This window comes from Pseudarthrobacter sp. Y6 (assembly GCF_050156205.1).
In the GTDB taxonomy this organism is placed as follows: Bacteria; Actinomycetota; Actinomycetes; order Actinomycetales; family Micrococcaceae; genus Arthrobacter.
The window spans coordinates 4,007,135-4,020,772 of record NZ_CP189574.1 but is presented as its reverse complement, the minus strand read 5'-3'; the positions used below and the strand labels follow the sequence as shown (position 1 = coordinate 4,020,772).

Here is a 13,638-nt window from a genome sequence, read left to right as displayed (position 1 = left end):
AGTTCGACACTCCAGATGACCCACGCAACATTAAGCCGAGGAACAAGGCACAAACCCGTGGAAGTACGGGCCCACAGGGCCAGTCCCCGGCTTAACGATTTCCTCGGCTTAATCGGAGTTAAGCCGAATTCGGCTTAATTCCGACAGAGGGGTGCAGTATCGTGCCATCCGATATACCGAACGCCTTGCTGACGCCGAAGCAGTCGCCTCCGTGGGAGCCAAGGGTGATAGTGAACCGTCCCGGGAATCATGCCGCCTGTTTGTTGGCGGCGTCGTCGGGTAACGGGCCGGTTTGTAGATCATAATATGTTTGCTCATATTCCTCTGGCGTCTGGTGATCCAGGGCGGAATGCAGGCGTTCGTTGTTGTACCAGTGGACCCACTCGAAGACGATCTCCATCACGTCGGTTTCGGTCTTCAAGGACCCGCTGCGGAAGGGTGAATCCTTCGCGACGGCCTCGTTCTTGAAGAGCCCCATCACGGTCTCGGCGGCAGCATTGTCATAGGCGTCGCCCACGCTGCCGATGGAGGGCTGGAGTCCTTCCAGGGCCAGTGTGTCGGTGTAGCGGATGGAGGTGTACTGAGAGCCGGCATCGCTGTTAAGCCGAATTCGGCTTAATTCCGATTAAGCCGAGGAAATCGTTAAGCCGAATGTCGGGCTTGTTGCTACGTCGTTTCGGGACTCCGGGGTAGTTTTCTCGGCTTAACGATTAGGCGCTCTTTGGCCCCTCAGGCCACAGCTCCATCGCGAAGGTATGCCCACCGTTTACGCCTTCATACATTCGTCACGCTGGGCATGGCGAAATATGGCTGGATACCGCCGCTTCCTCCATCAGCCAGTCTCACTGACGAGGATTGGTCTGGCGACAACAACCTACAAAAGTTCGACACTCCAGATGACCCACGCAACATTAAGCCGAGGAACAAGGCACAAACCCGTGGAAGTACGGGCCCACAGGGCCAGTCTCCGGCTTAACGATTTCCTCGGCTTAATCGGAGTGGTGGATCAGTCCCGCTGGCACGGGCCGGCCGGTGTGTTGGCGCCGCCACAGGGCCATTCTCAGGCAGTGTTCGACGAATGCGGTGTCCTTGACGGTCGAGGTTTCCCAGCCGACGATCGCCCGGGAGTACAGGTCGATGACCAGGGCGACATAGACGAATCCGGAGTAGACCGGGACGTAGGTGAAGTCGGTCACCCAGATCTGGTTCGGGGCCGGGGAGGTGAAGTCCCGGTTCAGCAGGTCGCCGGCGCGGCGGCCGTCCTTGCCCGGGATGGTGGTGCGGGTCTTGCGGCCTCGGACGAGGCCGTTCATCCCTTCTTCGCGCATGAGCCGGTCCACGGTGTGTTTGGAAGCTTCGGGGAAGCCGTTGCGGCGCAGCCACTGCGTCATTTTCCGTCGCCCGTAGATGATCTCGGGCCGGGGTCGTCCCTTCGCGTCGGGGACTTTCAAGCTGCGCAGCGCATCGGTGATGCGGGCGTCTTCGATGGTGCGCAGGGCTGGCAGGCGTTTCTTCCACGCCGATAGGTTCGTGCGGCGACCTGCACGCCCTGCTCCCGCAGGACGGCACAGATCGACTCGACCGCATGACCTTCAGCCCGCATTTCGTCGATGAATCGACAGATCAGCGGCGGCGAGGGTCGAGCTCCCTCGCGAAGAAAATCGAGGCCTGTTTGAGGATCTCGTTGGACTCTTTCAAGTCCCGCACTTCAGCCCGGAGCCGCTTGATTTCCTCCAGCTCCTCACTGCTTGGTCCGGCCTTCTCTCCGGCATCGACTTGGGCTTGGACAACCCAGCGGCGCAGCGATTCAGGGCCGACCCCGAGCTTTGGCGCCAGCGCCTTGCAGGCAGCATAGACAGACGGGTATTCGGGCAATCGATCCAAGGTCATGCGCACTGCACGATCACGGACTTCGGGCGGGAACTGCTTGGGCATAGTCACTATCTTTCTCAAAGAAGATAGCGGCATCAAACCCGGGACGGTTCACGCCGAGACTTGGGGTAACTGCGGCGTATCGTGGGTCAATTACCGCGCCACCGGATTCCGAAACGCCGCGCTTTCCACAGGCTTCAACCTATTTGCCCCAGCCATCGCCTATGGCTGGTACGTCGGGGTCTATGACAACGCTGGATATCACGAAGAACCCTGGTACAACGGGAACTACACGGGAGGGAGCAGCTGGTCTGGTTATCGTACACTCGTCAACATGGCACTGGGATACTCTTGGGCGACGGTAAATAGTGGCAGTTGGGCTATGTTGAATAATGGAGAAATTTGTGTCGCCGGCTCGCCAACTGCCAATACGACCATCTACTGATGCGCGTACGCTGATCGTATGGATTTCACAAGTGCTGGGGATCCGCGATTACGGCGGATTCCCAGCCCTGCCGAGATGATAGCCCAGTTCAGGCAAGGTATTGCTGCGCTTATGACACCACCGCCCGGCGCTCGTGTGGATATAGGCGGCGGAGGTATGGATGATCAAACGTGGTACATCGATGTCGATTATCGGATTAAAAACCAATTCGTAGCCCGCGTTCGAACCATCCGCGAGTTGACTCCTCTTCCAAAGCACGGGGCTCCTGTAGACGTTTTGCGGTCCGCTTTGATTGAGTTCAGCACGAATGCCGTGATGGCTGTCATGCCTTCCGCTGCTGATCCTAAGCAGTCACGGGGATGGCAAGTCACCGCACAGCAGGAGCAGTTGGCCGCCCGCGGAGTAGCAGGCGACTCCGAAATTACCATAGATGGCACGAGTCAGCCCGTTGTCACGCTTCAGATCCCAGGTTATCGGGCTCATTTAGCCAGACGCGGACAAGGTGCCGTGATCTACATCGGCGGCGACAGTGTGCCCATCCCTGACCTGAAGATGACCACCACACCTGACTCCTGAGTTCTTGCCCGGTCACGACTGGTTCAGTTGCGCACGGACCGCGTCCGCAAGGGAGGAGGTGCCCTCCTGGCCGGGATCAGCGGTACAGGAGGTGCGATCCACAACAAACCACGCTGCCGCGTTTTCACGCACAGCCTCGAACGCGGGGTCCGCCTTGCTGAACAGCTGGCTCGCGATGAACGGGGTGAACGTCGCGTAGATGGCCCAGTCGTACCATTCGACGGCGTTGCCGATGCCGGTGCCGATGATGGTCTTCCGGGTGGCCGCCCGGTCGGTGAGCTGAGGGTTGACGGTGCTGGTCACGGTTTTCTCTCTGATGGGTGGGTTTAGGAGGCGTTATCGGCCGACGCCGGTGCAGATGCTTGCGCGGCGTCCGCCGCTGATGCTGGTGCGGCCGCCAGTGTGGCGAGCCGCGAAATGGCGAGTTCCGCATAGAGGGCGGCCCCGTCAGCCAGAACGCCGTCGTCGAACGTAGCGTAGGGCGAATGGTTGAACGCCGCGATGATGTGATCGGTGCCGTGGGGCACGGCGCTCAGTCCGATGAACGTGCCGGGCGGGCACGAGGCTGCCGCGACCGAACTCCGGGCCGTCCGGAACGTCAGGTTCACGGCATCCACCACCGGCCGGACCAACTTTGTGATCATCATGTGGCTGGGCTCGCTGGCCGACGTCCTGGAGATGGAACTCGCCATCCAAGAGCGCATTCCGGGCATCGAACTTGTTGAGAGCGTCGTCATGCTGAATACGGCGAAGCGCGTGGGCTGGATGCTGACCCCGGACTCGACGGCGAGTGGCGCCGTCGTCGTCGTCCCGGTCCCGAAGTGAAGGGGGAGCTTGGGGAAGGCGCGTATTAGGGTTCCCAGCGGCGGGGGCCGGTGCCAGCGCCGCCCAGTTCATCGCCGGGGTTCTGCAGCCGGCATGCCTTCAGGCTGAGGCAGCCGCAGCCGATGCAGCCGTCCAGATCGCTGCGGAGGTGTTCCAGGGCTTCGATGCGTGCATCAAGTTCGGAGCGCCAAAGACGGGAGAGCCTGGACCAGTCGCGTTTGGTGGGTGTCCGCCCCTCCGGCAGGGATTCCAGCGCCGAGCCGATGTCCTTCAACGGAATGCCAACACGCTGCGATACTCGGATGAATGCCACGCGCCGCAGCATGTCGCGGCGGTAGCGCCGCTGGTTGCCGGAGGTCCGTTCCGAGTCGATCAGCCCGTTGCGTTCGTAGAAATGAAGGGCCGACGGCGCCACTCCGCTCCGTTCCGACAGCTCGCCGATGCTGAGGACATGGTGTGCTCCGCCTGCAAGCTGTGGCATGCTTCCCCTTATATGTCATTCCGCCCGCCGGACGGATCCTTGACCTCAACCATAGTTGAGGTTCTAGGGTTGCGTCCATGACAACTGATCAGGCTCTAACCGTGCGCGATTCCACAGTTTCCGTCTCCGCCCCACCTGCGGGCATCCTTCAGCACCCCTATTTGTGGGCGACGACCGGCGCCTGCGCCCTGGTCTTTCTCAGCGCGTTCGAGTCCCTCGCGGTCACCACCATCATGCCGCTGGTCAGCCGCGAACTGAGTGGCGCGAGCCTGTACGCCCTGGCCTTTGCCGGACCGCTGGCTACGGGAGTGATCGGCATGGTTGCGGCAGGGAACTGGTCTGACCGGCGTGGCCCGTCCGCCCCGCTGTATGCGTCCGTGGCCATGTTCGTGCTGGGACTGCTGATCGCGGGAACCGCAGGATCCATGCCGGCACTCCTGGCCGGAAGGCTGGTCCAGGGCCTGGGCGGCGGTGCCATGACCGTAGCCCTCTATGTGGTGGTGGCCCGCGTCTACCCGGGCGCCCTTCATCCCAAAATCTTCGCGGCATTTGCTGCCGCCTGGGTCATCCCGTCGCTGGTGGGTCCCTTCGCGGCAGGCGTTGTGGCGCAGGTCCTGAGCTGGCACTGGGTGTTCCTTGGCGTGGTGGGCTTGGTGGTCCCGGCGCTCGCCATGGTTGTGCCTGTGCTCCGGGGCTTGGGCCGCTCAGCCGAAACGGCGCCCGGCATGACCCCGGAAGCCACTGATCCCACGCCGGTGCGGAAACCCACCCCCTGGGCCTTCGGCCGGATGGCCTGGGCCGGGCTCGCAGCGTTGGCCGTCCTTGGCCTGAACCTCTCAGTCGAGGTCCGGATTGCGAACATCCCCCTGGCCGGAGTGGTTCTGGCCGTGGCCGCCGTCGTCATAGCACTGGTGGCTGTACGGCCGCTGGTTCCGCGCGGCACCCTGACGGCCCGGCGTGGGCTGCCGAGCGTCATCCTGACCCGCGGGCTCGCCTCTGCCGCGTTCTTCGGCGCCGAGGTCTACCTGCCCTACCTGCTGATTGAGCGCTATGCCTTCCTGCCCACCTTCGCGGGCCTCACGCTCACCGGCGGCGCGTTGGCATGGGCCGGGGCATCTGCAATCCAGGGCAGGCTCGGAGCCCGGCTGCTCCACAGCGTCGCGGTGAGGATCGGCTCAGTAATGGTGCTTGCAGCTGTCGTGCTGGCACTGGTCACCACGGCGTTCGGCTGGCCGGCCGCGGTCGCAATCATCGGGTGGATCTTCGCCGGCGGCGGAATGGGCCTGATGTACCCACGCCTGAGCGTGATGACCCTGGCCCTCTCCTCGAAAGACACGGAGGGCTTCAACAGCTCGGCCATGTCGATTTCCGATTCGCTCGGCGGCGCCTTGGCGCTCGCCACCACGGGCATTGTGTTCTCGGCATTTACGACGTCGGCGGGCTCGTTTTCGGGGGTCTTCGCACTGGCGGCTGTCATCGCCGGAGCCGCGGTGGCCATTGCGCCGCGGGTTGCCACGCGACCGAAGAAGCTGCAGAAGGATCACGCTTCGGCCTAGATATTGTCCTGACCCGGCTGAGACGCGCCAAGGATCAAGGGCAGCCGCGCTGCGGTGCAGGCAAAGGGGACTGCCTGCACCGCAGCCGAGGTCAGCGGACGACGTCGACTTTTTCGGCTGTGGACATGGCCTTCCATTCTTCGATCCGGGCCTGCTGCAGGGGTGTCTGGCGGTTGAAGTACCACGCCACGCCCAGCAAGATGAACCAGACCGGCGCCACCACCAGCGCGAGACGCGTGTCAGCGGCCTGAGCCAGGGCCACCAGCATGAACAGGAAGAACGCCAGCACCACGTAGGGCATGAAGCGGGAGCCGGGCATCTTGAACGCCGAGGCTGCGTGCAGCTCAGGCCTGCGCCGGCGGAACACGATGTAGCTGATCAGGATCATGGACCAGACAAACATCGTCAGCACCGACGCCACTGAGGTGACGATGGTGAAGGCGCCGATGACGGAGTCGCCGGAGTAGAGCAGGACCAGTCCGGCCAAGAGGAAGATGCAGGAGAACAGCAGGGCGTTCTGCGGAACCTTGCGGATGCTCAGTTTCCCGAAGGCCTTCGGTGCGTTGCCGTCCTGGGCCAGGCCATACACCATGCGGGAGGTGGAGTAGATTCCGGAGTTGGCACTGGAGGCGGCCGAGGTCAGAACCACCAGATTGATGACGACGGCGGCGATGCCCAGCCCGGCCAGGGTAAACATGCCGATGAAGGGGCTGCTGGCCGGGTCAATGCTGCGCCACGGGTTGACGGCCATGATGACCACCAGTGCGCCCACGTAGAAGAGCAGGACGCGGACCGGAATCGAATTGATGGCCCGTGGGAGGTTCTTCTCCGGGTCTTTGGTTTCCGCGGCGGCGGTTCCCACCAGCTCGATGCCGGCGAAGGCGAAGATGGCGATCTGGAAGCCGAGGACGAAGCCGAACATCCCGTGCGGGAACATGCCGCCGTCGTTCCACATGTTGGCCAGGTTGGCCACAGCACCGCTGGGTGACGTGAAGTGGGTGGCGATCATGACCACGCCGGTGACGATCAGGGCCACGATGGCCACAACCTTGATGATGGCGAACCAGAACTCTGCCTCACCAAAGGCCTTGACGCTGGGAAGGTTCAGCAGGATCAGTACAAGCGGGGTCAGGAGGGCCGGAATCCACAGCGGTGTGCCCGGGGCGAGCTTGTCGACGTAGCCGGATATGGCGACAATATCGGCGACGCCGGTGACCACCCAGAAGAACCAGTAGGACCAGCCAGTGAAGAAGCTGGCCCAAGGGCCCAGGAGATCCCCGGCAAAGTCGCTGAAGGACTTGTACTTCAGGTTGGAGAGCAGGATCTCACCCATGGCCCGCATGACGAAGAACAGCATGAAACCGATGATCATGTAGACGAAGATCACGGACGGGCCGGCCAGTGAGATGGTTTTGCCCGAGCCCATGAACAGGCCGGTGCCGATGGCGCCGCCGATGGCGAGCAGCTGGATATGGCGGTTGCCCAGCGCGCGGGCCAGATGCGGATCCTGGCTGTGGCCCCCGGTGGCGGATTCGGTTGCGGTGTTCGCGGCAACCGTGGTGGTGCGTTCAGACATAAGGCTTCTTTCCTTGTCACGGGCAGGGCGAGGCGGGAACCGGAGGGCCGCAACGCAGACCGCGCGGATCCGTCACAGATGTGACGGGGGTAACAGTTTGGCGGGTGGATTAAGACTAGATCCACGTTTCCGGCCGTTCCGAAGCCTCTGGCGGGCTGCCGGTCCGCGCCGATGGGCGGTCCGGCCAGTCACGGCGACTGCCCCGCGCGTCTCCGCCGGGTATCGGGAAAGGGCATTCTCCGGTGTGATGCCGCGTTTAGCGGAGAGGGCGCGCGCTGCCCGTCCGGGGCCGCAGGCCGGATGCCCGGACAGGCAGCCGGCGGGAAAGTTACTCGACAAATGTCGAGCTTCGTGGAACCAAGTGTCGATCCTTGTCCGCAGCGTTTTCGACGTGACTGAAGTTCCAGCCTTTCGCCCCGCAGCTGCACCGGCCGAGCTAACGCCCGCTTTTCATCTTGCGCCAGCCGCCGGCGCGGTTGTTGGCGATGATGCACTTGAGCATGTCGGTGAGTGCGGCGGCGTTGACCGTCTCGCCCTGGCGGAAGGCAACGGTGCGGGCGGTCACGTTGTCATGTCCTGCCGTGATGATGTGTTCGGGATCGGGGACCATGGCGCCGTCGTAGAGGAACAGGTTGACGTGGTCCTTGGCTGCCAGCAGTGCGCAGATATTGCCCAGGAGTACGAAGTACGGACGATCCGTGCGCTTGATGGTCTCGACGACCTCGGCATCGGCGGCGTGGACGAGGTCCCGGAGCTCATGGCAGATGGCTTGCTGCCAGTCCGGCAATGCGTTGATGTAGTCGTCTACGCGCGGATCGACGATGTATTCCATGGTGAACCACCCTCCCATAAAAGCCGTCCAAAAGCTCCGGTAGGGGACCTTGCGTACACGGTGGGCTACGAACGCGCCGAGTTGTCGGTGGACGGCATCCCTTTGCAGTCCACTATGCTTCGCGTCACACACGTATAGCGCCGCTAGGAGGGCGAGTGGAAAATCGTGCACCGGCATGGACTATATGCCCACTGACCAGAGTCCTGCCGCTGCAGACTGACGTTCTCGCCCAAACGTCTGAACAGCCAGGGCCGCTCCCGCAGGACTTTGAAGTAGAGGTGCGTGACGCCGTGGTCCGCTCAGCCGGGCTGAACCAGTCCGCAGTGGTAATCGTGCCCGGGTTGCCCGGTCCGGTTCTTCTACCCAATCGGGCTGATGGGCAACCGCATTTTGTGGACGATTTCCAGAAAGGCCTCAAACCGGGGTCCGGTTTGGCCGCGAAGCCACACCAGCCCGACCTCCCAGGCTGCGCCGGGCCTGTCGATCGGTATCATCGCTACGGTCTTGGGTGCGATGCTGGCCGCGCTTGCGGGGACAACAGCGCCACCGACCCCCGCCGCCACGAGCGCCAGAACCGTCTGGAGGTCTGCTGCCTCTTGAATAATTGCCGGTTCGCACCCGATCTCCTCATAGAACTGACGTATTTGCGCCCGGAGGCCGGGGCCACGCGCGGCAGAGAGTTGGACGAGTTCGTGTTCCGCGAGCCATGTCCGCAAGTCCTCGTCCTGAACCTGAGAGTTCGGCCATTGAGTGGTAGCGGCCAGAGCGAGCCTGTCTGAAAGGACCTGCAGACACGCGAATTCGGCAGGGGCCGGTAGCCTGGCGAACGCGAAGTCCAGGCTGCCGGCAAGAATCCTCTCGAACTGTTCGGCAGAGGACAAGTCCTCAAGGCTGACCGCGACTCCGGGGAACTTGTGCCGGAAGGTGGCCACAGCCTCCGGCGCAACGGAAATACTGGACAAGCCGAAGCCGACGGCGAGATGCCCTTCGTCCCCTGCCGCGACCCGTTTGATCCTGGCGGCCAGCCGATCAGCGCGATCCACCACATCGCGGGCGTCCGCCAACAGTTGCAGTCCGGCTTGTGTCAACGCCGAACCTTGCCGTCCCCGGAGGAACAGCGCTGTCCCGGTCCAGCGTTCCAACTGTTGAATCTGCTTGGTGAGGGCGGGCTGACTCATTGAGAGCGCAGTGGCAGCGGCGCTGAAGGTGGAGTGAGATGCCGCGACAACGAATGATCGATACAGGCGAAGTTCCATTCCTAAATCATAACTAAAACGCATTATCTTTCATTAGACGTGATAGTTCTTTTCGCGGTTGAATGACGGGGCCGGCCATAAGGCGGTACCACCAGAGAAAGGCGTCCCCAATGAGCGCACCGAACACCGTCAACAATTTTCGAGCGGCTGTGGTCCAGTTCGAAGCCGTGCCCAACAACATTGATGCCAATCTGGATACTGTGCGCAGGCTGGCCACGGAGGCCGCAGCGGACGGGGCCCAGCTGGTGGTCTTCCCGGAAATGTGTCTGCTCGGCTATTGGCACCTCACTCGTCAATCGCCACGTCGGTTGCACGAGCTGGCTCAGCCGCGGGACGGAAAGCTGATCAGGGCTGTCAGCTGGATCGCGGCTGAGCTGGAAGTGGGAATCGGCGTTGGCTTCCTCGAATCGGACAGAGAGGACCTCTTCAATGCGTACGCCGTGTGCCTCCCCAACGGAGTGGTCCACGTGCACCGGAAGCTGCACGCCTTCGAACATGACGCGATCTCCAGCGGCAACACCTTCACCGTGTTCGACACTCCATGGGGCGTGCGGATGGGGATCCTGATCTGCTGGGATAACAATCTCGTCGAAAACGTGCGAGCCGTGGCCCTGCTGGGTGCCACTCTGCTGATCGCGCCTCATCAAACCGGGGGGACGGATTCAAGAAGCCCGCATGGAATGCGGACTCTTCCAACCGCCCTGTGGTACAACCGAAAGGAGGATCCGGCCGCCCTTGAAGCTGCAACCAGCGGGGAGAGCGGGCGGGGCTGGCTGATGCGTTGGCTTCCATCGCGAGCTCACGACAACGGACTGTTCGTTCTGTTCAGCAACGGCATCGGCCGTGACGACAATGAGATACGCACGGGAAACTCCATGATCATCGACCCCTATGGGCGCATCGTCGCGGAGACGCCCGTGCCGGACGTGGCGGTGGTGGTTGCCGACCTCGACCTGGATCTGCTGCCGCTCGCGACGGGGCGCCGATGGCTCCTGGGGCGCCGGCCGGAACTGTACGCCCTCCTCACACAACCATCAGGGTTGGAACGAAACGCCCGTATGGCGCGGCATAGCGAAACGCCTGTGCCAATGTCATTCAGAGTGACCGATCCCAATGCCGCAAGGCAGCTGACCCGCGCTTCGGCGGACGAGCGCTGAGGCGGATCAGTCAAAGGCGTTCAGCTTTCCTGGGGATCAGGCAGGCCGAACCAGGCGGGTGGCGCGAAGCACCGTGTCGGCAAGTGTTGCCTGCTGGCCGTCCGGGCCCGTGGCCGGCCGATCCCGCGTGGTGAGCACCTCGATCTGCCATTCAGGCGGCGCCAGGCGGAGCTCGGCCCTGAGCTGTTCCGGCGTGAAGAACATGTCGGCCGAGGTGTGCGTGCCCCACGGCGGCAGGCGGTCCGGATGATGGCCTACGATCAGCAGAGTGCCACCCGGATTGACCGCCGCAGCCGCCGTCCGCAGCGGGCCCTCCCACGCCAGATGTGGGGAATGCAGGAACTGGGAGGACACCAGATCGAAGGTTGCCGTGGGCCGCCACTCCTCCAGGTCACACTGTTCCCAGTGGATGCGGCTGGGAATTTCACCGGCTCCCTCGGTGTGCACACCCTCGCGGTCCAGGGCCGACCTTTCGTGGGTAGCGGCCCGTTCCAGCGCGACGGCGGAAACGTCGACGGCGGTGACGGTCCAGCCCTGCTGGGCAAGCCAGATGGCGTCGGCCCCTTCGCCGCAGCCCAGGTCCAATGCCTTGCCCGGCCTCAGTCCCGCGCCTTCGCGGACCAGTTGCGGGTTGGGTTTCCCGCTCCAGAATTTTGGCTTGCTCCGGTACCTTTCATCCCACGCCTCGGCGGCACTGCGCTGCGGTGCATCCCCAAACCGGGTGTCGCCGTCGTCCGTTGTGTGGTGGTGGTCCGCACCCTGTTCAGTCATGCCTCAAGCCTGCGCCGGCCGGGCACACAAAGGCAACGCCCGCACCGTCCGCCCCACCGTCAACGGGGCCCACGAACGAGGCCCGGGCGCAGGGATGGTACGCTTAGGGGACTTGATGTGCAGTGATGCCCGCTGGTCCCAACTTTTTGGGAAGCGGGTTTTTTCATGTGAGAGGCACATCCTGCGTCGATGAACGCGTTCCATTTGGTCCCAGCCGCCGCCCTGATTTGGGCAGCAGCACGGTTGATCACCTGAATTTTCTTCGGCGAAACCCTTGAGCCAACCGGCATCGGGGGCCGATATCCGCACGGATACCGCCTGAAAGACCTTGAAATATATGACTACTTTTGCTGCCCTCGGCACGCCCAAAGAACTTGCCGACACCCTCACCGCCCAGGGAATTGTTGAGCCGTTCCCCATCCAGGTCAAGACCCTCCCGGACACCCTGGCCGGACGCGACGTCCTGGGCCGCGGCCGCACCGGCTCCGGCAAGACCATCGCTTTCGCCATCCCGCTTGTAGCACGACTCGCTGAGCGGGAAGCCAAGCACTTCCGCAAGCCCGGCCGCCCCATGGGCCTGGTCCTCGCACCGACCCGCGAGCTGGCCACCCAGATCAACGCCACCATCGAGCCGATGGCCAAGGCCATGGGCCTGACCACCACCGTGATCTACGGCGGCATCTCCCAGGCCCGCCAGGAAAAGGCACTGCGCGCCGGCGTCGACATCGTCATCGCCTGCCCGGGCCGCCTGGAGGACCTGATCCGCCAGCGCATCCTGACCCTCGAAGGCGTCGAGATCACCGTCCTGGACGAGGCCGACCACATGGCCGACCTCGGCTTCCTCCCGGTCGTCAAGAAGCTCATGGACATGACCCCCAGCCAGGGCCAGCGCCTGCTGTTCTCCGCAACCCTGGACAATGGGGTGGACAAGATTGTCCAGCGTTACCTGTCCAACCCGCTGACCCACGCCGTGGATGAATCACAGGCCGCCGTGACCACCATGGAGCACCACGTCCTGGTGGTCAACGACCAGACCGTCAAGAAGCAGCTGATCGTTGAGCTGGCCTCGGGTGCCGGCCGCCGCGTGCTCTTCATGCGGACCAAGCACCACGCCCGCAAGCTGGCCAAGACCCTGACCGACGCCGGGATCCCCGCCGTCGATCTGCACGGCAACCTCTCGCAGAACGCCCGTGACCGCAACCTGGCCGAGTTTTCCTCCGGTGACGTCCGCGTACTGGTGGCCACCGACGTCGCAGCCCGCGGCGTCCACGTGGACGACGTCGAACTGGTAATCCACGTGGATCCGCCCACAGAGCACAAGGCATACCTCCACCGCTCAGGCCGTACGGCCCGCGCCGGTTCGGATGGCACTGTTGTCACACTGACCCTCCCGGAGCAGCAGTCCGACGTCAAGAAGCTGATGAAGGCTGCCGGCGTCGAGGTTAACTTCGAGCGCGTTACCGCCAACTCTCCGCTGGTTGCTGAGCTCGTGGGCGAAATGGCTGACAAGATCGATCCGCGCACCCGCGCCGCTCTGTTGGCCAAGAAGTCCGCGCAGGGTGGCGGCACCTCTACGGGTGCCAACGCCGAGCGCAAGCGCGCCCGTCGCAGCCAGGAAGGCCCCACAGCCGGTGGCCGTGGCGGCCGTGGTGGACGTGGACGCGTCTCCGCTGAGCCGACCCGCACCGATCTTCCCCGCGCCGAGCGCCGCGCTGTTGCCTACGAAGGCCGCACCGAGGCACGGGCAGCATTTGACCGTGTAGCCGAGCAGAACGAGGACCGCGCCATTGCAGCAGCTGCTGCTCGCCGCAATTCCCGCGGCCACGGCGCCACAGGCTCCACACACCGCAACGACGTCCCCGCAGCAGGTGGCCGTGCAGCGGCTGGCCGCGGTTCAGACGGCCGTTCTGATTCACGCGTTACCCGCAGCGATGCTCCCCGTGGCGGCACGGGCCGCCCGGCTACCACCGGCGGACAGCGCGGCGGACGTCCGGCAACGGGCCAGCGCGCAGCCGGAGCCCGCACCGCGGGCGCCGGTGCAGGTGCACGTACGGGTGGATCCGGCCAGCGTGCCGGTGCCTCCACGGGTAACTCGGGTAGCTCGGGCAACGGCGGCAACGCCGGCAACAAGGCTGTCTGGTCCTCCAACACCGGCGGCACGTCCGGTGGCTCGTACACCGGCAACGGTGGCGGCAACGTTGGCGGCAGTGGCCGACCGGCACGCAGCGGTCCCCGCCGCGCGTCGGCTCCGGCCTCGAACGAACGCCGCAGCCGCTAAGGTTTCGGATATC

Annotated in this window: 12 protein-coding genes and 4 pseudogenes; 6 read left to right on the top strand and 10 right to left on the bottom strand. The window is 63.9% G+C overall.

Features of this window, described 5'->3' with window-relative positions; translation table 11 throughout:
• Positions 1-247: 247 nt before the first annotated feature.
• The 3 genes and pseudogenes from ACQCSW_RS19395 to ACQCSW_RS19385 all read right to left on the bottom strand — a co-directional run.
• Positions 248-601: pseudogene (locus ACQCSW_RS19395) on the bottom strand (transposase); the annotation flags it as partial.
• 388 nt (positions 602-989) lie between these two features.
• On the bottom strand, positions 990-1,451 hold the full coding sequence (locus ACQCSW_RS19390) for a DDE-type integrase/transposase/recombinase (RefSeq protein WP_426988515.1): 462 nt from the start codon (positions 1,449-1,451) through the stop codon (positions 990-992).
• 172 nt (positions 1,452-1,623) lie between these two features.
• Positions 1,624-1,935, bottom strand: a complete 312-nt coding sequence (locus ACQCSW_RS19385; protein WP_426988513.1) for a transposase — start codon at positions 1,933-1,935, stop codon at positions 1,624-1,626.
• Between ACQCSW_RS19385 and ACQCSW_RS19380 the strand changes: the two genes are divergently transcribed.
• Positions 1,928-2,317 (top strand): hypothetical protein, encoded by a 390-nt coding sequence (locus ACQCSW_RS19380; protein ID WP_426988511.1) that lies wholly within the window; start codon positions 1,928-1,930, stop codon positions 2,315-2,317. The genes ACQCSW_RS19385 and ACQCSW_RS19380 overlap by 8 nt on opposite strands.
• A 156-nt stretch (positions 2,318-2,473) precedes the next feature.
• Entirely contained in the window at positions 2,474-2,893 is a 420-nt protein-coding gene (locus ACQCSW_RS19375) for a hypothetical protein (protein ID WP_426988509.1), read from the top strand.
• A 141-nt stretch (positions 2,894-3,034) separates the two neighbouring features.
• Here ACQCSW_RS19375 and ACQCSW_RS19370 read toward each other — a convergent pair.
• Together ACQCSW_RS19370 and ACQCSW_RS19365 are read right to left on the bottom strand one after the other, a co-directional pair.
• Positions 3,035-3,196, bottom strand: a pseudogene (locus ACQCSW_RS19370) (MFS transporter); the annotation flags it as partial.
• Positions 3,197-3,219: 23 nt separating this feature from the next.
• Positions 3,220-3,447: pseudogene (locus tag ACQCSW_RS19365) on the bottom strand (amidohydrolase); the annotation flags it as partial.
• Between ACQCSW_RS19365 and ACQCSW_RS19360 the strand changes: the two are divergent.
• A pseudogene (locus tag ACQCSW_RS19360) lies at positions 3,437-3,718 on the top strand (Lrp/AsnC family transcriptional regulator); the annotation flags it as partial. The pseudogenes ACQCSW_RS19365 and ACQCSW_RS19360 sit on opposite strands and share 11 nt — an antisense overlap.
• A 25-nt stretch (positions 3,719-3,743) precedes the next feature.
• On the opposite strand, the gene soxR reads toward ACQCSW_RS19360, so the two are convergent.
• Positions 3,744-4,199, bottom strand: coding sequence for a redox-sensitive transcriptional activator SoxR (soxR, locus tag ACQCSW_RS19355; protein WP_426988507.1), 456 nt, complete (start codon positions 4,197-4,199; stop codon positions 3,744-3,746).
• Between the two features lie 101 nt (positions 4,200-4,300).
• Between soxR and ACQCSW_RS19350 the strand changes: the two genes are divergently transcribed.
• Positions 4,301-5,755: an MFS transporter gene (locus ACQCSW_RS19350; RefSeq protein ID WP_426988505.1), complete on the top strand. Its 1,455-nt coding sequence runs from the start codon at positions 4,301-4,303 to the stop codon at positions 5,753-5,755.
• 91 nt (positions 5,756-5,846) lie between these two features.
• On the opposite strand, the gene ACQCSW_RS19345 is transcribed toward ACQCSW_RS19350, so the two are convergent.
• The 3 genes from ACQCSW_RS19345 to ACQCSW_RS19335 form a co-directional block, all read right to left on the bottom strand.
• Positions 5,847-7,331, bottom strand: a complete 1,485-nt coding sequence (locus ACQCSW_RS19345; RefSeq protein ID WP_426988503.1) for an amino acid permease — start codon at positions 7,329-7,331, stop codon at positions 5,847-5,849.
• A gap of 436 nt (positions 7,332-7,767) precedes the next feature.
• Complete coding sequence (locus tag ACQCSW_RS19340) at positions 7,768-8,163, bottom strand: DUF1801 domain-containing protein (protein WP_426988501.1); 396 nt, start codon at positions 8,161-8,163, stop codon at positions 7,768-7,770.
• Between the two features lie 359 nt (positions 8,164-8,522).
• Positions 8,523-9,419: a LysR family transcriptional regulator gene (locus ACQCSW_RS19335; protein ID WP_426988499.1), complete on the bottom strand. Its 897-nt coding sequence runs from the start codon at positions 9,417-9,419 to the stop codon at positions 8,523-8,525.
• 110 nt (positions 9,420-9,529) lie between these two features.
• Between ACQCSW_RS19335 and ACQCSW_RS19330 the strand changes: the two genes are divergently transcribed.
• Complete coding sequence (locus tag ACQCSW_RS19330) at positions 9,530-10,576, top strand: nitrilase-related carbon-nitrogen hydrolase (RefSeq protein WP_426988497.1); 1,047 nt, start codon at positions 9,530-9,532, stop codon at positions 10,574-10,576.
• 36 nt (positions 10,577-10,612) lie between these two features.
• Here the strand turns inward: ACQCSW_RS19330 and ACQCSW_RS19325 are convergent, their stop codons facing one another.
• Positions 10,613-11,347: an SAM-dependent methyltransferase gene (locus tag ACQCSW_RS19325; RefSeq protein ID WP_426988495.1), complete on the bottom strand. Its 735-nt coding sequence runs from the start codon at positions 11,345-11,347 to the stop codon at positions 10,613-10,615.
• Between the two features lie 337 nt (positions 11,348-11,684).
• Here ACQCSW_RS19325 and ACQCSW_RS19320 point away from each other — a divergent pair, with 337 nt between their 5' ends.
• The gene (locus ACQCSW_RS19320; RefSeq protein WP_426988493.1) at positions 11,685-13,625 is read left to right on the top strand and encodes a DEAD/DEAH box helicase; all 1,941 of its coding nucleotides are present in this window, start codon (positions 11,685-11,687) and stop codon (positions 13,623-13,625) included.
• Positions 13,626-13,638 lie beyond the last annotated feature (13 nt).